This is a genomic window from Grimontia celer (assembly GCF_900055185.1).
Classification (GTDB): Bacteria; Pseudomonadota; Gammaproteobacteria; order Enterobacterales; family Vibrionaceae; genus Enterovibrio; species Enterovibrio celer.
Genome location: NZ_FIZX01000001.1, coordinates 645,239 through 670,106, shown reverse-complemented (window position 1 = coordinate 670,106; position 24,868 = coordinate 645,239). Strand labels below are relative to the sequence as shown.

Here is a 24,868-nt window from a genome sequence, read left to right as displayed (position 1 = left end):
CAAAAGCATACATAAACTGTTAGCATCGCTCAGAAATAAAGCAATGAAGGCACTACCTATTAAAAAGATAGGAAGAAACAATCATTCTTTGAGGAAAATGCTGGTATTTTATTGGGCTCACGACCTTGGGCACGTTTCTCCATTCGAGACTGATTAATCGCCCATCGCAGGGAAATCCAAATGGCGAAAGAAAACAACAATATTGTGATTTTTGGTGCGTCCGGTGATCTTGCTAAGCGCAAGCTGATCCCAGCACTCTATCATCTTTATGCAAATGGCATGATGCCAGAGAACTTTACGATTCTTGGCGTTAGCCGCACAGACTACTCTGACGACGCTTTCCGCGAAAAACTCGCCGCGTTTTTAAGAGAAAATGAGAAGGTGGATGAAGCCGTTCTCGCGCGTTTTAGCCAACACCTTTACTACCTTCCTATCAATCCTGCTGAGTCCAGCGAATACAGTAAACTCGTTACCCGCCTGGACGAACTGAGCGATAAACACCACACCGGCAACAACAATCTCTACTATCTGGCGACGCCGCCAAGCCTTTATGGTGTCATTCCAGAGTGTTTGGCAGACCACAATCTGCATGACCAATCCAACGGCTGGAAACGCCTGATTGTTGAAAAGCCTTTCGGCTATGACACTGCATCTGCAGAAGAGCTGGACAAGAAACTCCACCGCAATTTCAACGAAAAGCAGCTGTACCACATCGACCACTATCTGGGTAAAGAGACGGTTCAGAACCTGTTGGTATTCCGCTTCTCAAACGGCATGTTTGAGCCTCTTTGGAACCGTAACTTCATTGATTACGTTGAAATCACGGGCGCTGAGTTCTTGGGTGTAGAAGGTCGCGGCGGTTACTACGACGGTTCAGGCGCAGTACGCGACATGCTTCAGAACCACCTGCTCCAGGTACTGGGCATGGTTGCGATGGAGCCACCAGCAGCTATCCGCTCTGACTCCATTCGTGATGAAGTCACCAAGGTAATGCAAAGCTTCCGTCCACTGAGTGACGACGATCTGAAGAACAATCTGGTACTGGGTCAGTATACGGGCTCCAACGTTCGTGGTGAAAAGCTGTTAGGCTATCGCGAAGAGCCGGGCGTGGCGGAAGACTCACGTACCGAGACATACATCGGCTTGAAGATGTTTGTCGACACTTGGCGCTGGAATGGCGTGCCTTTCTATGTGCGCACAGGAAAGCGCTTGCCAACACGTGTGACCGAAGTGGTTATTCACTTCAAGAAAACCCCTCACCCAGTGTTTGGCGCCAATGCTCCTGAGAACAAACTCATCATCCGCATTCAGCCGGATGAAGGCATACTGATGAGCTTCGGCCTGAAAAAACCAGGCGCTGGTTTTGAGGCCAAAGAAGTCTCAATGGAATTCCACTACCAGAACCTGCAAGAAGCACAGCTTCTGACCGCCTACGAGCGCCTGCTGTTAGATGCCGTAAAAGGTGACTCAACGCTTTTCGCCCGCTCTGACGCGGTGAAAGCATGTTGGGAATTTGTTGAGCCAATTCTGCGCTACAAGGAAGATCCCGATGTACTGTTCGGTTATGCCGCAGGCACCTGGGGCCCAGAAAAAGCGGATGAGCTGCTAAAACGCGATGGACGCGAGTGGCGCTATCCATGTAAGAACCTAACCAATACAGAATATTGCGAGCTGTGAAATGAAGGAATTCCGCATTTTAGATAATGCAGACGCCGTGGTGTTAGAACTTGCGTCGTCAATGAAAAGCCTGAGTGAACAAGGACGTCCCGTTCATATCTCACTCTCTGGTGGCAGCACACCGAAGCTACTGTTCAAACTGCTGGCACAGCCAGAATGGGCGACCAGCATTCAATGGCAAAACCTCCACTTCTGGTGGGGTGACGAGCGCTGCGTGGCACCGGATGATGCTGAAAGCAACTACGGCGAAGCCAACACCCTGCTATTCAGCCACATCGAGATCCCTGCTGAGAACATTCATCGCATTCGTGGTGAAGACGATGCAGAACAGGAAGCTAAGCGACTGGCTGACGAAATCAAAACAGAAGTGCCAGAGAAAAACGGCTTACCTGCGTTTGACTGGATCTTGCTTGGTATGGGCGACGACGGCCACACTGCGTCCCTCTTCCCAGGTCAAACTGACTACGATGAACCTGCACTCACTGTGGTTGCGGCGCACCCGCAATCAGGACAGCTGCGTGTTTCGAAAAGTGCATGTTTGCTGAATAATGCTGACCGCATCAGCTACCTGGTACTGGGTGCAGGCAAAGCAGAAATGATTGAAGCGATTCACGGTGAAAACGCCGACGCAAACCTGCCTTATCCGGCAGCGCATATTCAATCAACACATGGCACAACAGAATGGTATTTAGATGCTGCTGCCGCGAAGGCATTGGCGTAAGGAGTTTATAGAAATGAAAGGCGATATCGGCGTAATTGGTCTGGCGGTAATGGGCCAGAACCTTATCCTGAACATGAACGACAACGGCTTCAAAGTGGTTGCTTACAACCGCACTACGTCAAAAGTTGACGAGTTCCTTGAAGGCGCAGCAAAAGGCACCAACATCATTGGCGCATACTCACTGGAAGATCTGGTTGAGAAGCTGGAAAAGCCACGCAAAGTGATGCTGATGGTACGTGCGGGCGACGTTGTTGATCAGTTCATCGACGCTCTGACTCCTTTGCTGGACGAAGGCGACATCATTATCGATGGCGGTAACTCTAACTACCCAGACAGCACACGTCGCATGAAAGACCTGGAAGAAAAAGGTCTGGTATTCATCGGCGCTGGCGTTTCAGGCGGCGAAGAAGGTGCACGTTTTGGACCTTCAATCATGCCAGGTGGTAACCCAGCGGGTTGGCCAGCAGTAAAACCTATCTTCCAAGCGATTTCAGCGAAGACCGACAGCGGCGAAGCGTGCTGTGACTGGGTTGGCCGTGAAGGTGCAGGCCACTTCGTGAAGATGGTTCACAACGGTATCGAATACGGCGACATGCAGCTGATCAGTGAAGCTTACCACTTCATGAAAGAAGGTCTGGGCATGAACCACGATGAAATGCAGGCGACCATGACTGCATGGAACAAGACCGAGCTGGACAGTTACCTGATGGAAATCAGCGCTGAAATCGTGGGCTACCGCGACGAGGACGGCGACATTGTGCTGGAGAAAATCCTTGATACCGCAGGCCAGAAAGGCACCGGTAAATGGACAGGCATCAATGCGCTGGACTTCGGTATTCCACTAACGCTGATCACTGAATCTGTATTTGCGCGCGCTCTGTCTGCACGTAAAGAAGAGCGTGAAGAAGCCGCTGCTCTGTTCCAACACAAAATTGGTCCTGTAGAAGGCGACCGCGAAGTTTGGCTGGAAGCACTGCGTAAAGCACTGCTGGCTGCGAAAATCATCTCTTACGCGCAAGGCTTCATGCTTATCCGCGAAGCGTCTGAGCAATACAACTGGGATCTGAACTACGGTAACGTTGCCCTGCTATGGCGTGGTGGCTGTATCATCCGCAGTGCGTTCCTGGGTAACATCCGCGATGCATACGAAGCGAACCCAGAGCTGAAATTCCTGGGCTCTGATGAGTACTTCAAGAACATCTTGGAAGATTGCATGGGCTCATGGCGTAAAGTCGTGGCGAAGACCTTCGAAATTGGTCTGCCATCACCAGGCCTGTCTTCAGCACTGACCTTCCTTGATGGTTACACGACTGCTCGCCTGCCAGCGAACATGCTGCAAGCACAGCGCGACTACTTCGGTGCGCACACTTATGAGCGTACTGACCGTCCACGTGGTGAATTCTTCCACACCAACTGGACTGGTAAAGGCGGCGACACCGTATCGACCACTTACAACAGCTAATACCTGTTGCTGGAACACAAAAAGGAGCCGAATGGCTCCTTTTTCTTTTCTGGCGGTTACTCCGCCAGCACGCTGGTTAACATCGCGAGTTGCTGAAAACCCAATTGTTCATAAAGTGGCAGTCCCGCTTTGGATGCCTGAAGAGTGACATATTCGCAGCCGAGTTCCTTAGCCAGTGCCAGACTGTGTTGCATCAGCGAAGAGGCCACACCCATCTTCCTGAACTCCCTCAGTGTCCCCAGTTGATGAATACCCAAGGTGTTTCCCGTTTGGTAGAGAATCACAGTGCCCGCGATTTCGCCTTCTTTGTACAGCGCAAAAATATGGCTGTTGTTGTCGGCGTTAAGGTGCTGAATCACCGCTTCATCAATCAAATAGTTGAAAGCCTTTGAACAGGCAACGGTCCAGTCATTGACTTGCTCTTCCGTCGATACCCGCTCAATCTCTTTTCCGAATTCAAACTCTGCGTCTTGCGGTAATTCGTAAGTCATTACCACCAATTGCATCGCCACTGACAACGTTAGGCCGTGCTGATCGCTAAGCACTTGAAGACATTTTTCATCCAACTCATCTACCGTAGATGCTCTTTGCCCCGAAGAGAAACTCACACCATGAAGGCTCAAGCCGGGGTTCCAGCGCTTATTGGGCCAGCTGGGATGAACAAACAGTTCCCCTTCCTGCTTAGCACCCAGCGCCTGCCAGTAGAGATTCAAATTATCGAGGTTGGCTTGCAAAGCAGCGTTCATGAAAAGTCCTTATTGATTAATACAATACCCAGCACCAGCAATGCTGCACCGAATAGTTTGATCGCTGAGATAGATTTGATTGGGCTGTCGAATGCGCCAAAGTGACTCAGCAACATGGCAATAATGATTTGCCCTGCCAGCGAGTAACTCATCAGGTCCCCTACCCCCATTTTAGGAATAAGAAAATACAAGCTTCCCACACCTATCACACTGAATACACAGGACAACCAGAGATACCAAGGGATTTGGGTCAGCCTTTCCCAATCCAGACCTGTGTTTGAGGCCGAAATCCCACCCGCGTTGTAAAGCGCCGCAACAGCGAGGCTCACAAGGACAAAACTGGTCAGGAAGGCATAGCTGGTTGCGAGCCAGCTGTTACCGAGCATTTGACCCAATTGCGCATTCATCGCCGCCTGAATGGCAATGCAGCCACCGGCGGCAAGTGCCATTAGCGTTAAGCTGCTCATAACGTTTCTACCAGTTGGTCGCGGGACAAACGAAACTTGGGGCGGTTTGCTGTGCGGTCAGTCTCCGAACGCACGCCAACAGGACAAATAATCACAGCGTTGAGCCCTTGCTTATCCAGCCCCAACACTTCGTTGAGCCCTGCTGAATCAAACCCCGTCATCGGGCAGGCATCAATCTGTTCAACGGCAGCATGGCTGACCAATGTTCCCAATGCGATAAAGCATTGCTGTGCGGCCCACGCGGCCTGTTGTGGTTGGCTAAGTCCCAGCAAGCTGCTGGCAATTTGATCTTGATAAGCGCGTAAGTCTGACGCTGGACGGTTCTGGTTGGCAGCTAGCTGTTCAATGAAGTCTTCAATGTCTGCCTCATTGAGCGCGGTCTTGTGTGCCAGAACCAGAAGGTGAGAATTATCAGCGACTTTCTGCTGGCCATAACTTTGCGCTAAGCAAGCATGTTTCAGCGCTGGATTTTCAATCACCAGCAATTTAAACGGTTGAACGCCGTATGAAGAAGGGGCTAAACGAACACTTTCGATAAGGCCATCGATAGCTTCCTGGTTGAGTGTCTGTTCTGAAAACTGGTTTACGGCGTAGCGCCAATTCAATGCTTCTAGTACGTTCATCTCTGTCTCTCCTTGCGTTGATGGAGAGAGATTACGCAATGCCGAAAGCTGACGCCTTTACATATGTTGATTTATACCCACACAACCTGAAGATGCTGGATTCAGGTCGATTGGGTATAGTAAATTTGTTTTCTAATCCGGCTCAGCTGAGTGGGAGTAATGCCGAGGTAACTAGCGATGTGGTATTGAGGCAATCTGGGAGCGATTGCAGGGAAGTCGGTTAGAAACGCCTGATATCTGTCTTTAGCTTCATGCTCAAGATAACTGATTTCCTTTGGTTCCTTTTCCAATAGCCAGTGCTTCTCCAAATAGTGAATATGAAAGCGCATTAAATCCGGATGCGTAAACAGCGCGGCACGAAACTGTTGAAAGTCGATTTCGACCAGTTCACAAGGCTCCAAAGCCTGAATGGCAATCCGGCTAGGCTCTCGCAGAAGCAGCGCGCTCATGCAACCAGGAAACCTGCCTTCATCGAAGAAATTCTTGTTGTATTCGTTCCCCTCTTCGTCCAGCAAAAATGCACGCATCAGACCTCGGTGAAGAAAAGCAAAATGCGTGGGAGTTTGCGCGATATCGTAAAGCGTTACTCCTCTGCCAATGTTTGTCACCTTGCAGCTGGCCATGAGCGCCTGCATTGAAGCTTCATCAATCGCATCATAGCGGCGCACCGTCTCTTGTAAGTGTTCGAACGAAGGGAGCATAAGAATATCCTTATTCATTTTCTTTTCGGCAACGTACGCGCAGTTAAGAACGCTTGAAGTGAGCCAGCTTATCCAAAGAATTAATATAGAAAAGACTCGGTGAGTGAAACCCGGATTGACAAAAAGGCCGTGTTTCTGCGGAAGGGTTAACATGACGCTGAAAAACAAAAGGCCCTGAGATGCAATCTCAGAGCCTTAACGATTGAAAAGCCGTTAAATGAACAGCCAGTTCAATCAGTGCCTAAAAGTACGTTAAACGTCATACAGGCCGCTGACAAAGTCCAAATCAACATGATTCAGGCCGTGGTACCAGCTTTTGAGCAGTACTTCTGTGCCATCAGAGAAGCCAAGTGTTGTGCCGTGTGAGTTCACTGACACATTAATCTCAGAGACAGAAGTTGCCAGCCCATCATCAATCTGAATCGTATCCTGCCAATAGCAGAAGTCCCAAATTGTATTGGTGCCGTAGTTTTCATTGAAGAAAAACAGGTCTTTACCGCTACCACCCCAGAGGTGGTCATTACCTGCAGAAGCAGCAAGAATGTCATTGCCACTGCCGCCAAACAGGCAATCGTCACCCGCACCCGCCCAAAGGTCGTCATTGCCGTGCTCGCCATAGAGCTTGTCACAGCCATCACCACCTTCGAGTTTGTCGTTACCACAGCCGCCGATTAGCTTGTCGTTACCGCCCTGCCCGAACAGCATGTCGTCACCGTAACCACCTTTGATGTAGTCGTTACCGCCTTGACCGAAGGCAATATCGTCACCACAACCGCCATAGATGACATCATCGTCTTCTAAGCCCCAGATGTAGTCGTTACCGTTCCCGCCATCGATGAAGTCGTTGCCACCACCGCCTTGAATGTGATCATCACCTTCGCCGCCGTAGAGCTTGTCGTGACCTTCGCCACCGTACATATTGTCGTTGCCATCACCACCGACCATGTAGTCGTTGCCGTTGTCACCGAAGAGGATATCGTCTCCCGTGCCGCCATTAATGCAGTCGTCACCGTCGCCCCCTTTTATGCGGTCATTACCGCCTTCACCGAAGAGATAGTCGTTGCCGCCGTAACCATATATGTTGTCATTGCCCCAGCCGCCATAAACGATATCGCTATGTGCGCCACCGAATACCACATCATTACCATTGCCTGCATAGACATAATCTACGCCGTCTCCGGTATTGATGGTGTCATCGCCATCATACGCGTAGATGCAGTCATTAGAGTCTGTTCCGTCTAAGGTCTCACTGTCATTTGTGCCCACTATTGTTGCCATGTTTCTTCCCTCGGTCCTAGTTATCCAAATGATTTGCTGACGATGCGAAACAGCGGCATCGACAACCCAATTAAACCAGAGGAACCACTCCATTAGTTCTCACTAATGAATCATCAGGAGGTCATTGACAGGAATCTGACAGTGCAAAAGGAAAAAAGTACTAAGTAAAACAATCTAGACACAGGCTAATAAACGGCAACCTATTGAAAGCTTGGTGATTAATGCGACATTTAATTAATTGATTTTTATGTAAATAAATTGACATTGCAGACTGACCAAATAGCCACACAAGAAACACAACAAATTGCATAACACGGAGGCGTACCAAATTTTCGGTGTTTTAAATGGCATAAAAAATCATACTTTACAATTCATTAGTAGGAACGCTGAGTTTCTCCTTACACCTTACCGTCTTGGCTGGGCGAAATGTTGTGATTCCTCTGTCAGACTCTGGAAAAGACCAGAAAGTCAGACTAAGGCTTGGTGAGATGGATGAGACCTCGATCTACTTCTGAAGAGCCATTTCCCCATGTACCCGTCAGATTGTGTTCGTCGTTCGACACCAATAGCCCTTTGCCAGAATCACTTCCTAGCGCCCAGTTAAAGCGTATTTCAACACCCGTCACCGCATCTGGTGTCGTATCGAAGCCAAGCAATGACTGTCCGCGAACTTTTTTCGTACTCAATGCCAACGTGCCAGAGAAAGAACCGCTGTTCATAATGGGGCCTACACCGTCTTGTATTGTTCCACTCACCCTGCCCCCACTTGCCGAGCTAAAGTCCATAAATACAGTGCCATTAGAGATAGACAAAGGGGGTAGAAGGCTCGTCGAGGTTCCAGACCAAGAGCCAGTCAACAAGTTTGACCAAACCTGCTCGCCAACACTTTGCTCGTAAAAGTTAGGGTTACTTTCTTCATTCCAGTTGCTGTTAATGTAATTTGAAATGGCAAAAGTCATCGCAGGGTTCGCCACTAAATCTTTATAGAACTGCCCTCCTTTCCGATTAGCTTCCTGGTCTGCATTGGAATACACACCCGTTGTCTCCAGTCCAAAACCTCCCCCTTCGGTTCTCTCGCTCTGTTCCTCGGCATCGGCCGTACTCCTTGCTGTCTCCGTTTGAAAGTACGTCAGACCTTGTTGAAAGAAATGCCCTAACTTATCGCTCCCTATGCAAATACCATGTACTTTCATTGTCGGGTTAAGAATAGGAAACAAAGGGTTGGACCAAATTCCAAAGCTCACACCCTTGTATTTCGTCGCACCTTGAGCCGGGAGGGCTTGCTTTGAAGCCGGTAAGGTATCGGCCCATAGCTCAATCGCCGTTCTCCCGGGGGCTTGATCTACCGCGATATCGTTAGCCAGCTCCCTTACAACGACAGCAGCGCTAAGTGGTCTGCCGGACACCGCCCGCGCACTTCTGAGAGAGCTATTCACTTTCGTATCAACGTCTGTTTCACAGTCTGTCAGCCCAGCGCAGTTCGTTGCTGTATCCGTCTCTGCCCTTTGAATAACGTGGGCGTTTGACCCCATTTGCTGGATAACGTGTGTCAGTTCGTGTGCCATTAACCGCCTACCAGAGGCTAAGTCAGGTCTGTACTGTCCTTCACCAAAAACGACCTGATGTCCCACTGTGTATGCGCGCGCTTGGATACGCTTGGCAGAAGCGGCAGCTTCACTGTCAGTATGAATCCTCACCTGGCTAAAATCCGCACCGAACCTCGGCTCCATATAGGCGCGGGTTTGACTATCCAAAGGCTGGCCCGAACGGCTTAAAGTACGATGAACAATATCTGGCACATTGCCGTTTGAAGTGGCATTCCCCACGCCTTTCCTGAGAAGCAAAGGAGAAACACCCGAAGCGCGCTGACATTTCGGACACGAGCCCCCACAGGAACAAGCTCCGCTCGAGAAAGCTGACGAACGGACAACATTATCAGCGACCCGGTCAGCCTCTTGCTCGAAAGCGTCATGGCTGTCGCCGATAGTCAGCTTGGCTTGAAGCCTACGGGCAGTAGGAATCGTTCTTGAAACCGAAGGAAGATGAGAGAATGTATTAGACCCATCGTGCGCTAAATTGGGGGCATTTTCGCGCTGCTGAAGTGTGAACATAACCAGCTCTTTAAGTCGCTCAGTACCTAAAAAGCTTAGTTATTTTGCAATTACTCACTGTCTCGTATTGCATACTTCATCGCGACGAGAAGCCCAGACAGTTTTTCAAAAGACTCACCTAACGTAAAAAAGCCGCAGCATCAGCTACAGCTTCAAACATGTCGGCTTCAATATCTACTCGCCCGAACGGCTGATTGCCTCTTTACCGTTATAGACCAGTCGGGTCGACCAAGGGATAGGATTTCTCAAGGCAAAATGCGCCATGCAGCCATTTTCAGCTTCATCCAGCAGATCTTTAATTCTCTCTTCCGGCTCAGGACTGTCGATAATCACGTGCGTTTCGACAATGTCGCATCCACCATCAGTCATATAACCATGCTCACGCATATGACCGAGGTTAGTTCTGAACACAATGCGTTGTTCAAGCTTTAAAGAAGCTACCTGAATTTTGCGGGCAGTGAGAATGTCCGTCAGGTGAGTCATCAAACAAAAGCCGATACCCGCTGAAAAGAATGCCAGCGGTGGTGGCGCCGTGTCATTACCGACAGGCGGCTGTTCATCGCAATAGAGCTTTACCGGACTGAATCCCGGAATATTGACGGAAACCACCCCCGTCTTTTTCTGCATGTCTCCTGCCTCAGCGCTTAAGTTCACTTCAAAGCGATACGGTTCCGGATGACGGGCTTTCGAGAATGTGGATTGTTGGTATTGCGTGGTCGCGGGCTGTTCACTGCTCAATTCGCCAACGTGAAAGAACTTTTCGTTCGACATTGTATTCTCCTAATACGCGCTAGAGGCTCATTAAATCTTACCCAATAACAGGTGGAGAATGCCGTCAAAGTCATCCTTGAGACGATGTTTTATGGTGTTATCATTCAATTAACAACATCATAGTGAAGGAAATCGTCATGCTCTCCAATCAAGACAAAAAGATACTCTCACAGCTTCAAGACAACGGGCGCATGACGATTGTGGAACTCGCCAAAGCCACTGACATGTCAGAATCAACTTGCCTACGACGCACAAAAAGCCTCGAAGATTCTGGTGTGATTAAAAGCTATGGCGCAATGCTTGATGCCGAAGAAGCAGGATTTGGTGTGACGGCTTTTGTTCAGGTCAGCATCGACCAGAAAAGCGAGGCGGCGTTTGATTTGTTTAAATCAGCAGTGAAAGATCACCCGCTGATCCTGGAGTGCTATTCCCTTTCCGGCCCCTACGACCATCTGATGAAAGTTGTTGCCAGAACCAACAAAGAGCTCTCGCATTTTGTGTTAAAAACACTGAGAAGCTTTCCGGAAGTGAGAGAGGCACAAACCCTGTTTGTGCTGGATGAAGTGAAGCACACCACCGCGTTGCCGATCAATTTGCCGCAGCCGGTTAAGAAAGGTTGATCGAGTATAGGAATAGCAAGCTAGTGATGCGAATCATCCGGCGCAGAGAAGGCATCAGAGCCTTTCATCTTGTCACGTTTCTTCCACTCATCTTCAACATGCAATTCAGCTCTTTCAGTGAGAACTTCAATATGTATTGATGTATCACAGTCATCGACCTCTGCAGATCTGTTGTAGACAAAATGGAAAATCAGACCGAACAAAAACAAAATAATAGAGATACCCATCAGCACAGAATCCGCCAAAAAGGCACTGATAAAGAACGCTCCCATCGCAACCAACATCATCACTAAACCAATGGTACTTTTCATTTATGAAGTCCTTTTCCTAATACTCACATTCAAGGTATCAAATAAAACAACTAACCAGCGTTCCATTTTTAAACCACGTTGTTAACACTAAAAGCCAATCAATAGCTCTCAATAAGTACAAAGCCGCCCGCCTTTTTTAAGCCCAGAGCGCGAGCATGGCGATGCTCAAGCTCATTTCTACTGCTGTACGCTTTGCTTTTGAATTCTTGACACTTTGTTTATGGGCTGGTTATTTCAAAAAGCAAAAGCGTTACATCCTCAATAGTTAGACCCTATCGTTTTGAAGGGATTGCTAGATTAGAACGTCCAATAACCAAAAAAGACGTATCACTATGAAAGCATCACACATCATCGCGTCAGTGGCTCTGACCCTTTCCAGCTTTGCAGTCGCAGATCAACTGGACGATATCCTCGAAGCTGGCGTCATTCGCGTAGGCACCACCGGCGATTACAAACCTTTCTCTTTCCATGATGGCCAAAACTACTCAGGCTATGACATCGATGTCGCACAATATTTGGGAGACCAACTCGGCGTAAAAGTAGAGTTTGTATCGACAACCTGGAAAGGCCTACTTGATGGCTTGAAAGAAGACAAGTACGACATTGCCATGGGCGGTATTACCCGCCGGATGCAACGCCAGCTGAACGCTGAACAAACTCAAGGTTACATGGTTTTTGGTAAGTGTTTCCTCGTCGCGAAAGGCAATGCCGGAAAATATGACTCGCTGGAAAAAGTGAACCTGTCTTCTGTTCGCGTCGGCGTGAACATTGGCGGCACTAACGAGAAGTTTGCTGATAAGAACTTACCTAATGCGAGTTTTACCAAGTTTGAAAACAATCTGGATGTGCCAAAAGCCGTCGTTGCAGGTGACGTGGATGTCATGGTGACTGAAACCCCTGAAGGGCTTTTCTACGAAGTCACAAACGACAAACTGGAAGCGGCACGTTGTGAAGAACCCTTCACGCGCAGTCAGTTTGGCTATCTCATTCCTAAACGTGAACAGGGTCTGTTGAACGCCGTCAACTTCGCCATTGATGAAATGAAGCTCAAAGGCATCGACAAGCAACTCATGCAGAAAAACCAGCTTATCGCAGAGCAAAAATTCAATGTGGTACTGACAGCCGCTGATGGAAAGAAAGTCGACATCATTCAGGCAGTGAAGGACGCAACGGGCCTGAGTCTGATTGAATCTAAATCCGTAGTAGAAAACCTCCCTGCTGTGCTGAGGGAAAAGCTGCCAAAGGCCGAAGCTGAAGCGCTAGAGAAAGCGCTGGAAGCAGCTGGCGCTACTATCGAAGTTAAACCCGTTCAATAAACTCTCACCAATAAGCAAGGCTGGCTCTTCAGTCAGCTTTGCTCCACACAGCAAGAACTAGACAAAAGCCAATTTAAACTGTCTTCCTCCTGTGACGTAAGCGCCAATAGCCACAGTCCACCTTGAATCTCAGCGGGTTCTGAACACAAAATTAAAACACAGCACCGCTATTCTCTCTCCTGTTCACTGCATTGCTAAGGGGTCACTATGCTGCGTTTGTTTACCATTGAATCTGGCGCGATAACTGAAATACCGATAGGCGAAGGTGCTGATCTCAAACAGTTAGTCGGGCAGGCAAAGTGGATAGACGCACACGACCCCACCGACACTGAACGCGAATTAGTCAGTTCTCTACTGCGAATTGATTTACCTGAGTCCGACGATGTGGAAGAGATTGAAACCTCCGCCCGTTACTTCACGGATAAAAGCGGTTTGCATGTTCACTCCCTGTTCCTCTCCAAAAGCGAAGGAAGACATACGACTGTTACGGTCGCCTGCATCTTGCAAAGTGAAAGATTGATTACAATACGAGATGGCGATGTTGCCGATTTCCGTTTGTTAAGGCTGCGCGCCCGTCGCCGTCAGGTACGCTGCAAAGACGTGGAAACTCTGCTGGTGACTTTGCTTGAGCAGAAAGTCGAAAACCATGCAGATACGCTGGAAGACCTACATCGCGAGTTAGAAAAAGTCAGCCATGCTGTGCTCGAAGACGACGATTCTGACTTGGAAGAAAGCATCGAGCAGCTAGCAAAGTTGGAAGACAGTAACGGAAAGGTACGTTTGTGTTTGATGGATAACCAGCGCGCGATTTCTTTCCTGCTACGTCATTTACAAAGCCGTAATGAGCACCGCGAAACCCTTCACGAAATCGGCAGAGATATCGATGCTTTGATGTCTCACACAACGTTTCTGTTCGACAAGATCAACTTCCTGATGGACTCAACACAGGGTTTTATCAACATCGAGCAAAACCAGATCATCAAGATCTTCTCGATTGCCGCCGTTGTTTTCCTGCCCCCGACAGTGGTCGCCAGCATCTACGGGATGAACTTTCACTTTATGCCGGAACTGGAGTGGAAATACGGCTTCCCTTTCGCGATCGCTTTGATGATCGCTTCCGGGGTTGCGCCTTTGGTTTACTTCAAGAAGAAGGGGTGGCTGTGAAAAGCCACCCTTTATCTTTTTCCGCTTACTGCTGAGGCTCGGAGTTTTCTAAAAACTGCAGATTTTCGCGGCGTATATCTGCCGAGATGTCGTCATACAAAAACGGCAGGAAGGCATATCGGGAGCCAGAAATCACAGGTTTCGCTTCATGTAAAAGCGAGCATGAAAAAACACAGGCGCCGCCGGCAGGAGCCACATACTTTTGCTGACCGAATTCTGGGAAGCAAAGTTCTCCGCCTTCGTATTCGCCCGTATTCAGGTTGATAGAAACCGCAAACTTTCGGTGTGCTGTGCCTTTTGTCGTGTTATCGCGATGAGGTCTGAAATGCCCTGCGCTTTGTCCGTCGTAACAAGCCACCAAGTAGCGCTCGATGCGGGTGACATCAAACTGGAAGGCCTTCTTAATTTCAGGGAGCAAGCGGTATCGGATTCTCATCAGGCATGCGGCTCGGAGGTCTGCATCCTGAATGGTTTCATCGCTTCTATGCTTGTGAGCGCGGTTATGCACCTCCACGGTTTTGCCTTCCCGCTCCTGCATAAATCCGGATTGCTTGCCGCCTCTTTCCTCATAATATTTGATAAGCGTCTGACAAAATTCAGGCTCAAATACGCGTGGAACAATTAGTACAGGCGCTGGAACATCTGAGACTCTACCCTTCTTAATGGGTGGTAGCGACGACAGGACTTCGAGCACTTTGGATAAGTGGGTTTCACCATAGCTCTTGGAAGTGATGGCAATATTAGCGACAACACGCAAACGTTCATCCAAGATGAAAGTTTGCGCCTTAACTCTACCCGCTTCATCAAGCGCACCAAACTTGGCAGCCACAGACATATCGAAATCCTGCAGGAGATACATCGCAAATGTATGGTCTTCAAAAAGCGCTTCTGAACCATCGCGGGGGTCGCTCGTCACACCGAGAAATCCGTAGGAAAGCGCAGAAAACGTGTCTTCAAACGTAAAGAAAGCATCCACCGTTTTTCGCGTTTCTTCCATTCTCACTGAGCCTAGAAAACTCAGGACGATATAACGGCCTGCGATGGTGTGAAACCGAAACCTGGGATTCTTAGGTGATTGACACTCAAACCACGGAGCTGGTTCGCCAATCCTTGGTTTGTTCATTGTTTTTTGCTCCAAGTAACTAATTCAAAGCCAATTTGTAATCAGCTGCGCCAACACATACTTGTGCTCAAGGATATGAGGAATTCGATTCCAAGTTCATCTCGTGATTGAGATGAAAAAGAAACTGCTTTTATGAAGAAATGTACTGGGTACGCAGATTTAGTTCTCAATCACTTTAACAACCTCACCACGCTATGCGTTTTCACATTTGCTTGTGCATTCAGCGTTTCGGATGTTTTGCCAGAAAGATCTTGAGAGTACTAGGCCTGAACTAGGAGGGTGCTGACCTCGTCTACCAACTATGAAAGCACTTTTTAAAAAGAAGACGAGCAACGAAGTCTAAAAAAAGCGCCCCGAGATGAGGCGCTTCCCATTTACAAACGCATAACTTATTTTAGTTTTCAACCGGAGCGGGCGCTGGAGCTTGATAGTTAATGCTTTCAATTACCATTTGTACCGACTCTTTACCCAAAACATACTCTTTTGATGCTTCAGTAGATGTCGAGGCAGCGAGACGTACATAGCCATCAACTTCTGTCAGGTAGGCATTGCCTTTAGCTCTGTCGAAGTTACTCCAAGTAAGGTCTGGATGATTCAACACTTCAGTAGGTGCAGTTATTTCTCTAACAACTTTTCCAAGTATTGTGGTGTCTTTCCAAGTACCAGTCCCTATCACATCGGAAAATGCCATCGCATAGTCCCAAGTGTAATAATTTACTGTGCCGTCGGCTAAGACCTCTGTAACGAGTCCACCACCATATTCACCAATAGCCAAACCACCCATAAGAGTCGTATTTGTCGCTGTACCATCAGGTGCTTGCTTAACTAATGAGTCGAGAGTTTCGAGCGGTGTAGATGGACCATTTCCGTTTTCCAGGGAAAGTGAATTACACATACCACCTACTGTGTTTTCTCCACACCAGGTCCCTGGATAAACAGTAAAGTAACCTGCTACAGCCGGAGTGACTGACAGTTCGTAGGCGAATGTCCCGTCTGGGAATTTTGTATCTTCGGCAATAAAGTTTGACCAAACACCGTTATCCGCAGTTTTACTCATCACGTTTTTAACGAGAAACCCAGATACATCAACTTTCTTAGTTGCCACAATTTCTGATAAATCAGCAGATTGTGTCACCAGTTTATCAACGCCATCAGACACGGATGTGATATCAACAATTGTGCCATCAGCAAGCTGCCAGCCCGCAGATGTCAACATCAACAAGGTTGTCTGTTCAGCGACTTGAGCCACAAATGCGCTCAAATCATCGTTAGACTTATACATGGTTTCAACAACATTTCCCTGGCCATCAACTTCGATTTCTCCATATTCGAGAGTTGGTGTGCCACCTTCAGGAGAGTTACCTGCAAACCAAGCGAGACCTTCCGTTTCAACTAGCTGTTTGATGCTTGCCGAAATCTTGTTACGGTCAGCGTTATTGTCATCAACTTTATCTTTGATGTTGCTACCTGACAGATCCACTTTATCTTTGGATGTATTCGCTACTGCATCAGGGTCAAAATCACCCACTACATTGGAAACATCATTGACAATATCAGAAACAACTTTACTCACTTCTTCGTTGATTACATTGATCAGATCAGCGTTTGATACACCATTATTTGTGGCATCGTTTTTCAACTCATCCAGCTTAGTGGCAATAACTCGAGCAGTAACCTGTGCAACTTTATGGAGTCGCTCAAACTCAGCTTGTTGGGTATCTGAACTCTTACCTTCAATATAATCTGAAGTAATGTCTGCATCGGTCCCTAATTGAGCTTTCACGAGGACAACGGACTCTTCTAACGTCGCACCTTTTTCAATTTCATTTTGAATTAGAGTGGTAATTGGACTGATAAAATCTGATGCTGCAGGAGCGGTCAGCGTATAGCCTTTGTTGAGCGCTACACCCGGGTTATCTGAGTCAATTGTCTGGCCCGCAATCACTTCTACGAGAAGTGGAGCCGAGTCTATTTGAGTTTTAGTAGCTTCTAGTGAGAAAGCACCATTTTCATCTGTAGTCGCGGATGGTTCGTCGCTATCACATGCTTTGTTCAAATTGATATCTAAACATACCAGAGCATCTTGTAGATATCCGTCTGCAGCTTTACCACTTAGACTGGTTGTCGTCGGCTCTGTAGTAGAACCACTGTCAGAAGATGATGAAGAGTCACTGCCACAAGCGGCTAGTGATATAGCAATTGCAGTTGCTAAAAGCGTCCTTTGCAGTTTCATACTTGTCCTCAACTAAAATTGTTTGATTGTTTTCGAACGAATGTTGATAAAATCGAACAAAGTGTCTGAGAACTTAAAACGTTTAGTAACTCTTTGATCTCGCAAATGCGACACACCGCTATTTGCATATATGTGAAATGTTAGGCTCATTGAAAATATAAAGAAAACATACTGTTGTCACATAGATGCAAAATAAGATACAGAACATTCTTTAAAGTTATTTTGTGAGACTCCACCATTGAGGTCTCTGCAAACACCCCTTTTGTTTGACTTCTATTGTGAACACCTATAGGCCACAGATATATCTGCATTGACTCAACAGCCCCACTATTCAGCTATGCCTATTCAAACTAGATATTGGTTTGAGTACGGCAAAGTACAATGAAGAAAGGAAAGCAGATTGATGTGCAGAACCTTTTCTCTCGCAAAGCCCTTCGTGCCATCGTGACTGGACTCAATCAGGTTCACACTCAGTTATTAAACTCAAAAGCTCAAATTCACGTGTTTCTAGTTTGACTTTGAGCTTTTATGTAAACTTACTCTTATCATCGGCGGATATTCTGGCTCTCACTTAATGAAAAGGAGAGCCAAAATGAAATTCACCGTCTTAATTCCAGTTCTTGCTGCGGCCGCATTTAACAGCCAGGCATTCACCTTAACGAGCAATGATATTCAGGAAGGCTCGCGAATGGCTGACACCTTTGCGTTTCAAGGTTTTGGTTGCACTGGAGAAAACCTCTCACCGCAACTTAGCTGGAAAGATGCACCGAAAAGCACCAAGAGTTTTGCGATTACTGCATATGACCCGGATGCACCCACAGGCAGCGGATGGTGGCATTGGGTGGCTTTGGATATTCCCTCTTCCACCAACAGCGTGAAACAAGGAGCTTCGGGGCATTTGAAGCAAGTACGAGAGATGGAGAACGATTACGGTGCAATTGGATTTGGTGGCGCTTGTCCGCCAAAAGGTCATGGTATGCATCGCTATCAATTTACCGTTTGGGCTTTGCCCTCTGAGAAGTTGGCTCTGCCAGAAAACCCATCCAATGCTTTGATTGGCTACATGTTGAATGCAAATGCACTTGATAAAGCAACACTGACTGCAACCTATGTGAGCGAGTAAGAACAAGATGACGAGAGCGCTAGTGCAAACAGGCCAGTTTCGTGGCATTACAAAACAGCCACTACGTAACGTGCTCGTGTACGCTCCGACGATTGTCTGGGTAAACCGTGGCCTCAAACAGCTCTGGTGGCACGACAGCTCTCGTCAATACTCGCCCCAAGATTGGTTGGTGGTTCCAGCCAGCCATTCACTCACTTTCGTTAATGAGCCTTCACAAACCGATTTCTTTTCAAGAACACTGACTTTCCTGGAGCCGCCTCCACGTGAATGGCTAAACGAAGCGCAGCAAGTATCAGTCACTGAAGAACCGCGGCTCACAGTGACACCGCAGCTCGCCTATTGCTTTGAAACCCTCTATGAAATGGCAGGAAAGGCGCTGTCAGAAACCACTCAGAAGCAGTTCCTGATGGCGTTCTATGCAGAGCTGAAAGAGGCCAAGGCACTGCACCTGCTCTATCCCGGCGCAGAAACCTCACTAAAAGAAAAGCTCGCCAGCTACCTCAGCCTCAATCCCGGCGAGGCACATAGCATTGAAGCCATTGCCGCAAACTTTTCCATGAGTCCCGCGACGTTAAAAAGGAAACTCGCCGCGGAAGACACCTCCTTTCGCTCTATTCTTACCAATGTCCGAATGGTCTACGCCTTATCACTGATGCAGAAATCCCGTTCACAGCTCAACGTAGCGCTGGCATGTGGCTATCAATCTGAAGCGCGATTTTCCCATCGCTTTAAGGAAGTATTTGGTCTGTCTCCCAAGGAATATGTTCGAACCCTTTAGCCTGTAAGTTTCAACCTGTTCTACCAGCGATATACGCTCTCCCCTTGATTTAACTCCAATGGGAAAAGCACTAGATACTCACCATTGACATGAGTAGAACGTTCGCTCTACCATAGAGGTAGAACAGTCATTCTACTTGGCCAAATATGCTCGAAGATCAAATTGCAGAAAAACTTGAACAGGCTTTCAGTCAGCAAGGTTTTGCTGAACCAAGCGTGGCACAGCTAAAAATAGCGAGCGGTGTCAGTCTTCGCACACTCTACAGGTACTATCCCTCTAAAGAGGCGATGATCGTTGGCGCACTGAATTACCGCCATCGACGTTATCTCGCTTTCCTACGTGAAGATATGCCGTCTGATGCGATTGGGTCTGTTTCCCATATATTTCAAAAACTCGAGATTTGGATGCGCGATTACGCCCCACACGGCTGTATGTCGCTCAACGCACTTTCTGCGTTCCCGGATAATGCGCTGATCCGCAATGCAGTGAAAGATCACAAAGAGGATGTACGACAGTTACTGGCAGAAGCATCCAGCATTCAATCTCTCGCTACCCCTCTGTTCTTGCTACACGAAGGTGTGTCAAACGCTTGGCCTGTCATTGGAAGCCAAGCGATTCTAGACGCAGAAAAAACCGCCAATACTTTGCTTCAGGAGAAACTGTAATGTCGAACCTACCCACTTCCATGGCAGCCGTTCATTTGATGGATCACGGCGGACCTGAAATGCTTCAGTACCGTGAAGACGTCAAGCTTCCAGCACCATCAGCCAATGATGTATTAATCAAAGTACATGCGGCAGGCGTGAACAACACTGATATCAACACCCGAGTAGGCTGGTACTCCAAGGGCGACAATGACAGCGAAGATGCTAGCTGGTCTGGCAACGCTCTCCAGTTCCCCCGCATTCAAGGCATTGATGTATGTGGCACTATCGTCGCCGTAGGCGAAAACGTTTCTCCTGACAGAATCGGCGAGCGCGTATTGTTGGAGCCCTGCATCCAAGAAGGCAATAGCGAAGCGCTCACCCAACCTTGGTTTCTCGGCTCTGAATGCGACGGCGGTTTTGCCGAATACACCGTGATTTCTGCACGCCATGCCTACGGTATTCAAAGCAATTTGTCGCACGCTGAACTTGCCTCATTCCCTTGTTCCTACTCCACAGCAGAAAACATGCTGACCCGATCCCGCGTTTCAGAAAACGACACTGTGCTCATATCGGGTGCCTCTGGAGGTGTTGGTTCTGCTGCCGTTCAGCTGGTTAAAGCCCGGGGAGCCAAAGTCATCGCAATTACCAGTTCTTCCAAAGAAGCACAGTTACGTGAACTTGGTGCCGATGAAGTCATTTTTAGGGAGCAGAATCTGGTAGCAGTATTGGGTGAGAACAGCATAGATGTAGTCATCGACCTTGTTGCCGGGACAGCATGGCCCGATTTTCTAACGGTATTGCGCCCAGGTGGCAGGTACGCGGTTTCAGGGGCTATTGGTGGACCTCTCGTCGAACTTGACGTGAGAACTTTGTATCTCAAAGATCTTAGCTTTTACGGCTGCACTGTTTTGGAACCAGAAGTGTTTGGGAACCTGGTAAAACTCATTGAATCAGGCGCTATCAAGCCATTGGTCGCCGGCACATACCCGCTCAAAGACATCAACAAAGCCCAAGAATCTTTCCTGCAAAAGGGATATGTCGGCAAATTAGTTCTGACCGTTTCTGATTGATGCACTGAAACGTCCCCCAATAGATGCAAAAAAGCCCGCTCAGTGAGCGGGCTTAATCAAATTTGGCGGAGCCAGAAGCAAAGAATAGCGGGATTTACTCGGTCGCAAGCTCCCTTGCCCTTCGGGCCGTTGCCTGCTCGGCTTCGCCGGGCAACGTTGTCTCGCTTCGCTCGGCTGAACCTAGAGTCTAGGGTTCTGCATCCCTATCTCCACAGGTTTATTCCAAGTACGAAAAAGCCCGCTATTTCTAGCGGGCTTAATCTAATTTGGCGGAGAGATAGGGATTTGAACCCTAGATACGCTATTAACGTATGCCGGTTTTCAAGACCGGTGCTTTCAACCACTCAGCCATCTCTCCGTAAGTGCGGCGAATACTACTGGCAGTTCGGAACGCTGTAAACACCTTTCTTCACTCACAAAGTTCGATTGATGCTTTTGAAATCGATCTGCTCCTATTCTGTGCGGTAGCAAGCGCAATCTTAAGAAACACTCACGAAACGCCTCGATATTTGCCTTATTTTAAAGACAAATCCTCATAAGTTTTCACGCATAATAAGGAAACGTAATTGATACTTCACTTTACCGTATCATCCTGTTAAAACAGTTTGTTATGGAAATGCTTTAGCGAGGTTTTTGCGCGAATTATCTGATACCTACCTCATTTCAGGTTCGTGATTGAAGCCAGTTTGTTAAGCAATCAGCAGTTAGGATTATCATGCAACTCAGTAACTTCTTACTTAAACTTTCGAACACCCCCGAGCTCGTTGAATTTGAAGACACCATTTCAGTCATTGATCGTTTTTACCACTACTCGCCGGCTGAATTTATGAATGGCGACTTAGTCAACAAAGCTGGTCAAAACACGGGTTCATGCAAGATTTTTGCGTTTGGAAAGTTGCACGGTCTTGATGAACGCGCGGTACTGGCATGTTTTGGCAGATACTATAGGGATGATGTTCTCGGCCACCCAAGTGGTAAGGATCACCTGAATATTCGAAACTTCATCCATAACGGTTGGAAAGGCGTTTCTTTTGACAGGCTCCCCCTGTCACCCAAGGAGCCTAGAGACAGTTAAAAGAAAGCCCCTCAATTGAGGGGCTTATATATTTATCCGTTCCGCTCTTACCCATCTTTGTTGATTTGAACGATAAGTTCGTCTTCTATCTGTGCGGCCATCTCGTTTGGAACCTGACAAGTACCAGCATTTTCGTGACCACCGCCACCGTACTTCAACATCAATTCACCAATGTTGGTCTGCGATGATTTATCAAAGATGGACTTTCCGCAGGCAAACACTGTGTTCTGCTTCTGAAAGCCCCATAGAACGTGTACAGAGATGTTGCATTGCGGGTACAGGGCATAAATTTCAAAGCGGTTACCCGCCCAGATTGTGTCTTCATGGCGAAGATCCAAAACGACTAAGTTCCCACACACAGAGGTACAGCGTCTGATTTGCTCTTGAAACTTTTCACGATGACTAAAATAAAGATCCACGCGCTCTTTGACGTCAGGAAGAGCCATTATTTCTGCGATGGGTTTGTCTTTGCAGTAATCGATCAAGTCCATCATCAATTCGTAGTTTGAGATACGAAAGTCCCGAAAGCGGCCAAGGCCAGTTCTCGAATCCATGATAAAGTTAAGCAACCCCCACCCTTCCGGATAAAGCACTTCATCTTTGGTGTATTGCGCCGAGTCGCCTTTGTCGACCTCTTCCATCATTTCGTCCCATGACTCTGGGAAGGTGTTCTCACCGCCAAAGTGCTTCCACACGACACGGGCTGCGGATGGCGCATCAGGGTCGATGATATGGTTGGCACTTAGCTCCTGATTACGAATCATTTCGGAAGCATGGTGATCAATACAAAGGTGGGCTTTGGCGTTGTAGGGTAAGTTGGTCGTAATGTCATACTCAGTGATCTCAACGACCCCGTCCTGCATGTCTTTCGGATGCACAAACTTGATTTCATCGATCAGGTCGATGTGCTTTAACAGCACCGCACACACTAGTCCGTCGAAGTCACTTCGTGTGATAAGACGATATCGTCTTTCTGGCATTCGTTTCACTCCCATAAATGAGGGCGCACCCTCTGATGGCTTTCTTCTAATCGATGTTGCACATACCTTAAGAATAAGACGAATGCCCGAATCTGCAACTTACTGAGGCAACCTGTTGAATGCAGTGCTTTGTCAGAAAAGAAAAAAGCCGCTATTCAGCGGCTTTCTTTTGAGCTATTTGAATCATCGTGGCAGAAAGTTCTCTCCCAGCATGCATCTCACGCTGCCCCCACCAATGGTTTCAATGGTTGAAACATCTATCGGAACTAACTTGCCATGCTGACGTAGCACACGCTTTTGCTCTAAGGTAAAAGCGTTGTATGCCGAGAGGGACATCGCTATCAGTCGCTCGCCTTTTTCGTTCTGCAGTTGAAGAATGTTGCCGCAGAATTGGCCCATTTGCTCCTCGCTGATCGAAATGACATCTTTTGTCTTTTGCAACGAGTTCAGTACCCTGCGACGCTCAAATTCTTCAATTATCTCGTCGCAGATCACCGCAAACCCTTCACCCACTGCCATCATCACATTGGTGTGATAGACGGGCGAGCCAGAAGACATTCGGGTATCGAAATAAATGACCTCTTTGAATCCCGCGCGATTTACATACTGCTGGAGTAAATCACGATCACAGCGCACTGATAGAGCTGCGTAAACGGTGGAGTTAACATGATCCATGATCATAACTCCGGTGCTTTCCAAAAAGGCTTTTGGTGCATTTAAATCACCAAGGCTATGTACTTTTGGAGCTTTGAATCCGGACTCTCGCAATGCCTTGACTAAGGTATCCGATCGAACTTCACGACGGCGGTTTTCACATGCCATTGGGAAGAGGTAAATATCACCAGTAATAGAGGTAGAAAACCAATTGTTGGGGAATACGGCGTCCGGTGTTTCGCCTTGCTCTGAGGAATAGTCCATTACTGTCACATTCACTCCGTGTGACCGCAATAGCTCTACCATTCCATAGAACTCATTTAGGGCTTTGGTACGGATTTCTGCATCAGAAAGAGTCAGGGATTTCTGGAACTCGTTGTCTGCGCTAGTTTCCACGTTAAATTTGAAATCAATAGGTGGCACCATCACCACAGCGTTTGCTGCGTGGACAGTGGCCTGAGAGTTGATCGTATCTCTCGGAATGGGTGCGACCATCTAAACACCTCAACATTTTATTAACATTGTTGTTATAGGGATTAGTTTAGCCATGGTCACAAAGGAAAGTTACCTGAAAACGAAGAAAATATGTCGACTGGGGTAATAAATTAACTATCAATGATAGAACCCATAGGTAATATACCTATGCAGCACAAAAAATGCCCTTTACTTTGTCTTAACGTTTCGCTCTTAAGACATCGCAATGAGATCTGGGTTGATTCCTGCGCTCCGCTTATATTCTGCAATCACAATTTCACTTCTAGTTTGGATAACACCTGGAAGTTGAATGATGCGGGTCGACATAAACTTCTGATATGCCTTTATGTTTTTCACCCTCACTTTCACCATGGCGTCGAAATCGCCAGAAAGTGAGTAGCACTCTTCAATTTCCGGAATCAACATCGCGGATTTAGCGAACTTATCAAAGATAGACAGGTTGGTTTGGTCGAGGCGCATATGGATAAACACAACCACGTCTAAACCAAGTTTCTCTGCGGAAATATCCGCATGATACCCAGAGATGTACCCTTCCCTTTCGAGGCGTTTTACCCTTTCAGAGCAAGGTGTGGTGGTGAGGTTTACCCGTTTGGCGAGCTCAACAACTGGCAAGCGGCCATTGGATTGGAGAATGCGGAGGATTTCGATATCTGTGCGATCGAGGGTGGTTACATTGGTGTTTGCCATACCTAGTCTATCAAACAGTTAATAGTAAAAGTCAT

The 24,868-nt window shown here is 47.7% G+C and carries 24 protein-coding genes, 1 tRNA gene, 1 other RNA gene and 1 pseudogene; 12 read left to right on the top strand and 15 right to left on the bottom strand.

Annotated elements, in window-relative coordinates:
* Positions 1–180: 180 nt before the first annotated feature.
* The 3 genes from zwf to gnd are packed head-to-tail and all read left to right on the top strand — an operon-like array spanning position 181 to position 3,860.
* Positions 181–1,677, top strand: coding sequence for a glucose-6-phosphate dehydrogenase (gene zwf, locus GCE9029_RS03090; protein ID WP_062660977.1), 1,497 nt, complete (start codon positions 181–183; stop codon positions 1,675–1,677).
* Position 1,678: 1 nt separating this feature from the next.
* Complete coding sequence (gene pgl / locus GCE9029_RS03085) at positions 1,679–2,398, top strand: 6-phosphogluconolactonase (protein ID WP_062660976.1); 720 nt, start codon at positions 1,679–1,681, stop codon at positions 2,396–2,398.
* Between the two features lie 13 nt (positions 2,399–2,411).
* Entirely contained in the window at positions 2,412–3,860 is a 1,449-nt protein-coding gene (gnd, locus tag GCE9029_RS03080; RefSeq protein ID WP_002541637.1) for a decarboxylating NADP(+)-dependent phosphogluconate dehydrogenase, read from the top strand.
* A gap of 56 nt (positions 3,861–3,916) precedes the next feature.
* On the opposite strand, the gene GCE9029_RS03075 is transcribed toward gnd, so the two are convergent.
* From GCE9029_RS03075 to GCE9029_RS03045, 7 genes are all read right to left on the bottom strand, one after another.
* Positions 3,917–4,606 (bottom strand): GNAT family N-acetyltransferase, encoded by a 690-nt coding sequence (locus tag GCE9029_RS03075; RefSeq protein ID WP_062660975.1) that lies wholly within the window; start codon positions 4,604–4,606, stop codon positions 3,917–3,919.
* Positions 4,603–5,073 carry a DMT family transporter gene (locus GCE9029_RS03070; protein WP_062660974.1) on the bottom strand — a complete coding sequence of 157 codons (471 nt, stop codon included), beginning with the start codon at positions 5,071–5,073 and terminating at the stop codon, positions 4,603–4,605. The genes GCE9029_RS03075 and GCE9029_RS03070 overlap by 4 nt, the downstream gene beginning before the upstream one ends.
* Positions 5,070–5,696: a nitroreductase family protein gene (locus tag GCE9029_RS03065; protein ID WP_062660973.1), complete on the bottom strand. Its 627-nt coding sequence runs from the start codon at positions 5,694–5,696 to the stop codon at positions 5,070–5,072. Before GCE9029_RS03065 ends, GCE9029_RS03070 begins: the two co-directional genes overlap by 4 nt.
* Positions 5,697–5,797: 101 nt before the next feature.
* Positions 5,798–6,415: a Crp/Fnr family transcriptional regulator gene (locus GCE9029_RS03060; RefSeq protein WP_231870023.1), complete on the bottom strand. Its 618-nt coding sequence runs from the start codon at positions 6,413–6,415 to the stop codon at positions 5,798–5,800.
* 234 nt (positions 6,416–6,649) lie between these two features.
* Positions 6,650–7,675, bottom strand: a complete 1,026-nt coding sequence (locus tag GCE9029_RS03055) for a calcium-binding protein (protein WP_062660971.1) — start codon at positions 7,673–7,675, stop codon at positions 6,650–6,652.
* Between the two features lie 473 nt (positions 7,676–8,148).
* Entirely contained in the window at positions 8,149–9,786 is a 1,638-nt protein-coding gene (locus GCE9029_RS03050; protein WP_062660970.1) for an eCIS core domain-containing protein, read from the bottom strand.
* Positions 9,787–9,960: 174 nt separating this feature from the next.
* Positions 9,961–10,557: an OsmC family protein gene (locus GCE9029_RS03045; protein WP_062660969.1), complete on the bottom strand. Its 597-nt coding sequence runs from the start codon at positions 10,555–10,557 to the stop codon at positions 9,961–9,963.
* Positions 10,558–10,694: 137 nt separating this feature from the next.
* Here GCE9029_RS03045 and GCE9029_RS03040 point away from each other — a divergent pair, with 137 nt between their 5' ends.
* On the top strand, positions 10,695–11,177 hold the full coding sequence (locus GCE9029_RS03040) for an Lrp/AsnC family transcriptional regulator (protein ID WP_062660968.1): 483 nt from the start codon (positions 10,695–10,697) through the stop codon (positions 11,175–11,177).
* Between the two features lie 20 nt (positions 11,178–11,197).
* Here GCE9029_RS03040 and GCE9029_RS03035 read toward each other — a convergent pair whose 3' ends face one another.
* Entirely contained in the window at positions 11,198–11,488 is a 291-nt protein-coding gene (locus GCE9029_RS03035; RefSeq protein ID WP_062660967.1) for a hypothetical protein, read from the bottom strand.
* Positions 11,489–11,820: 332 nt separating this feature from the next.
* On the opposite strand from GCE9029_RS03035, the pseudogene GCE9029_RS03030 reads away from it, so the two are divergent.
* The 3 genes and pseudogenes from GCE9029_RS03030 to corA all read left to right on the top strand — a co-directional run.
* Positions 11,821–12,576 (top strand): annotated as a pseudogene (locus GCE9029_RS03030) (transporter substrate-binding domain-containing protein); the annotation flags it as partial.
* Entirely contained in the window at positions 12,559–12,804 is a 246-nt protein-coding gene (locus GCE9029_RS26715; protein WP_231870072.1) for a ribosomal protein L7/L12, read from the top strand. The pseudogene GCE9029_RS03030 and the gene GCE9029_RS26715, both read left to right, overlap by 18 nt.
* Positions 12,805–13,011: 207 nt before the next feature.
* A complete protein-coding gene (gene corA / locus GCE9029_RS03025; protein WP_062660965.1) occupies positions 13,012–13,968 on the top strand; it encodes a magnesium/cobalt transporter CorA in 957 nt (318 codons plus the stop codon).
* 25 nt (positions 13,969–13,993) lie between these two features.
* Here the strand turns inward: corA and GCE9029_RS03020 are convergent, their stop codons facing one another.
* Positions 13,994–15,091, bottom strand: coding sequence for a 2OG-Fe(II) oxygenase (locus GCE9029_RS03020; protein WP_062660964.1), 1,098 nt, complete (start codon positions 15,089–15,091; stop codon positions 13,994–13,996).
* Positions 15,092–15,485: 394 nt separating this feature from the next.
* The gene (locus tag GCE9029_RS03015) at positions 15,486–17,324 is read right to left on the bottom strand and encodes a hypothetical protein (RefSeq protein WP_062660963.1); all 1,839 of its coding nucleotides are present in this window, start codon (positions 17,322–17,324) and stop codon (positions 15,486–15,488) included.
* 592 nt (positions 17,325–17,916) lie between these two features.
* On the opposite strand from GCE9029_RS03015, the gene GCE9029_RS03010 reads away from it, so the two are divergent.
* From GCE9029_RS03010 to GCE9029_RS02995, 4 genes are all read left to right on the top strand, one after another.
* A complete protein-coding gene (locus GCE9029_RS03010; RefSeq protein ID WP_062660962.1) occupies positions 17,917–18,447 on the top strand; it encodes a YbhB/YbcL family Raf kinase inhibitor-like protein in 531 nt (176 codons plus the stop codon).
* A 7-nt stretch (positions 18,448–18,454) separates the two neighbouring features.
* Positions 18,455–19,225, top strand: a complete 771-nt coding sequence (locus GCE9029_RS03005; protein ID WP_062660961.1) for a helix-turn-helix transcriptional regulator — start codon at positions 18,455–18,457, stop codon at positions 19,223–19,225.
* A 146-nt stretch (positions 19,226–19,371) separates the two neighbouring features.
* On the top strand, positions 19,372–19,890 hold the full coding sequence (locus GCE9029_RS03000) for a TetR/AcrR family transcriptional regulator (protein ID WP_062660960.1): 519 nt from the start codon (positions 19,372–19,374) through the stop codon (positions 19,888–19,890).
* The gene (locus GCE9029_RS02995) at positions 19,890–20,942 is read left to right on the top strand and encodes an alcohol dehydrogenase family protein (protein WP_062660959.1); all 1,053 of its coding nucleotides are present in this window, start codon (positions 19,890–19,892) and stop codon (positions 20,940–20,942) included. Before GCE9029_RS03000 ends, GCE9029_RS02995 begins: the two co-directional genes overlap by 1 nt.
* A gap of 75 nt (positions 20,943–21,017) precedes the next feature.
* Here the strand turns inward: GCE9029_RS02995 and GCE9029_RS02990 are convergent.
* A non-coding RNA gene (locus GCE9029_RS02990) (RtT sRNA) lies at positions 21,018–21,163 on the bottom strand.
* Positions 21,164–21,209: 46 nt separating this feature from the next.
* A tRNA-Ser gene (locus GCE9029_RS02985) sits at positions 21,210–21,300 on the bottom strand.
* Between the two features lie 357 nt (positions 21,301–21,657).
* Between GCE9029_RS02985 and GCE9029_RS02980 the strand changes: the two genes are divergently transcribed.
* Complete coding sequence (locus tag GCE9029_RS02980; protein ID WP_062660958.1) at positions 21,658–22,017, top strand: HopJ type III effector protein; 360 nt, start codon at positions 21,658–21,660, stop codon at positions 22,015–22,017.
* 47 nt (positions 22,018–22,064) lie between these two features.
* Here the strand turns inward: GCE9029_RS02980 and GCE9029_RS02975 are convergent, their stop codons facing one another.
* The 3 genes from GCE9029_RS02975 to GCE9029_RS02965 form a co-directional block, all read right to left on the bottom strand.
* The gene (locus GCE9029_RS02975; protein WP_062660957.1) at positions 22,065–22,997 is read right to left on the bottom strand and encodes a DHH family phosphoesterase; all 933 of its coding nucleotides are present in this window, start codon (positions 22,995–22,997) and stop codon (positions 22,065–22,067) included.
* A gap of 183 nt (positions 22,998–23,180) precedes the next feature.
* Positions 23,181–24,146, bottom strand: coding sequence for an arginine deiminase-related protein (locus GCE9029_RS02970; RefSeq protein WP_062660956.1), 966 nt, complete (start codon positions 24,144–24,146; stop codon positions 23,181–23,183).
* A gap of 192 nt (positions 24,147–24,338) precedes the next feature.
* Positions 24,339–24,833, bottom strand: a complete 495-nt coding sequence (locus GCE9029_RS02965; protein ID WP_062660955.1) for an Lrp/AsnC family transcriptional regulator — start codon at positions 24,831–24,833, stop codon at positions 24,339–24,341.
* Between the last annotated feature and the right edge of the window lie 35 nt (positions 24,834–24,868).

Bases quoted from the DNA above. Each gene is read 5' to 3' on its own strand.
- zwf (WP_062660977.1), top strand. From the start codon at position 181: ATGGCGAAAGAAAACAACAATATTGTGATTTTTGGTGCGTCCGGTGAT.
- pgl (WP_062660976.1), top strand. From the start codon at position 1,679: ATGAAGGAATTCCGCATTTTAGATAATGCAGACGCCGTGGTGTTAGAA.
- gnd (WP_002541637.1), top strand. From the start codon at position 2,412: ATGAAAGGCGATATCGGCGTAATTGGTCTGGCGGTAATGGGCCAGAAC.
- GCE9029_RS03075 (WP_062660975.1), bottom strand. From the start codon at position 4,606: ATGAACGCTGCTTTGCAAGCCAACCTCGATAATTTGAATCTCTACTGG.
- GCE9029_RS03070 (WP_062660974.1), bottom strand. From the start codon at position 5,073: ATGAGCAGCTTAACGCTAATGGCACTTGCCGCCGGTGGCTGCATTGCC.
- GCE9029_RS03065 (WP_062660973.1), bottom strand. From the start codon at position 5,696: ATGAACGTACTAGAAGCATTGAATTGGCGCTACGCCGTAAACCAGTTT.
- GCE9029_RS03060 (WP_231870023.1), bottom strand. From the start codon at position 6,415: ATGAATAAGGATATTCTTATGCTCCCTTCGTTCGAACACTTACAAGAG.
- GCE9029_RS03055 (WP_062660971.1), bottom strand. From the start codon at position 7,675: ATGGCAACAATAGTGGGCACAAATGACAGTGAGACCTTAGACGGAACA.
- GCE9029_RS03050 (WP_062660970.1), bottom strand. From the start codon at position 9,786: ATGTTCACACTTCAGCAGCGCGAAAATGCCCCCAATTTAGCGCACGAT.
- GCE9029_RS03045 (WP_062660969.1), bottom strand. From the start codon at position 10,557: ATGTCGAACGAAAAGTTCTTTCACGTTGGCGAATTGAGCAGTGAACAG.
- GCE9029_RS03040 (WP_062660968.1), top strand. From the start codon at position 10,695: ATGCTCTCCAATCAAGACAAAAAGATACTCTCACAGCTTCAAGACAAC.
- GCE9029_RS03035 (WP_062660967.1), bottom strand. From the start codon at position 11,488: ATGAAAAGTACCATTGGTTTAGTGATGATGTTGGTTGCGATGGGAGCG.
- GCE9029_RS26715 (WP_231870072.1), top strand. From the start codon at position 12,559: ATGCAGAAAAACCAGCTTATCGCAGAGCAAAAATTCAATGTGGTACTG.
- corA (WP_062660965.1), top strand. From the start codon at position 13,012: ATGCTGCGTTTGTTTACCATTGAATCTGGCGCGATAACTGAAATACCG.
- GCE9029_RS03020 (WP_062660964.1), bottom strand. From the start codon at position 15,091: ATGAACAAACCAAGGATTGGCGAACCAGCTCCGTGGTTTGAGTGTCAA.
- GCE9029_RS03015 (WP_062660963.1), bottom strand. From the start codon at position 17,324: ATGAAACTGCAAAGGACGCTTTTAGCAACTGCAATTGCTATATCACTA.
- GCE9029_RS03010 (WP_062660962.1), top strand. From the start codon at position 17,917: ATGAAATTCACCGTCTTAATTCCAGTTCTTGCTGCGGCCGCATTTAAC.
- GCE9029_RS03005 (WP_062660961.1), top strand. From the start codon at position 18,455: ATGACGAGAGCGCTAGTGCAAACAGGCCAGTTTCGTGGCATTACAAAA.
- GCE9029_RS03000 (WP_062660960.1), top strand. From the start codon at position 19,372: ATGCTCGAAGATCAAATTGCAGAAAAACTTGAACAGGCTTTCAGTCAG.
- GCE9029_RS02995 (WP_062660959.1), top strand. From the start codon at position 19,890: ATGTCGAACCTACCCACTTCCATGGCAGCCGTTCATTTGATGGATCAC.
- GCE9029_RS02980 (WP_062660958.1), top strand. From the start codon at position 21,658: ATGCAACTCAGTAACTTCTTACTTAAACTTTCGAACACCCCCGAGCTC.
- GCE9029_RS02975 (WP_062660957.1), bottom strand. From the start codon at position 22,997: ATGCCAGAAAGACGATATCGTCTTATCACACGAAGTGACTTCGACGGA.
- GCE9029_RS02970 (WP_062660956.1), bottom strand. From the start codon at position 24,146: ATGGTCGCACCCATTCCGAGAGATACGATCAACTCTCAGGCCACTGTC.
- GCE9029_RS02965 (WP_062660955.1), bottom strand. From the start codon at position 24,833: ATGGCAAACACCAATGTAACCACCCTCGATCGCACAGATATCGAAATC.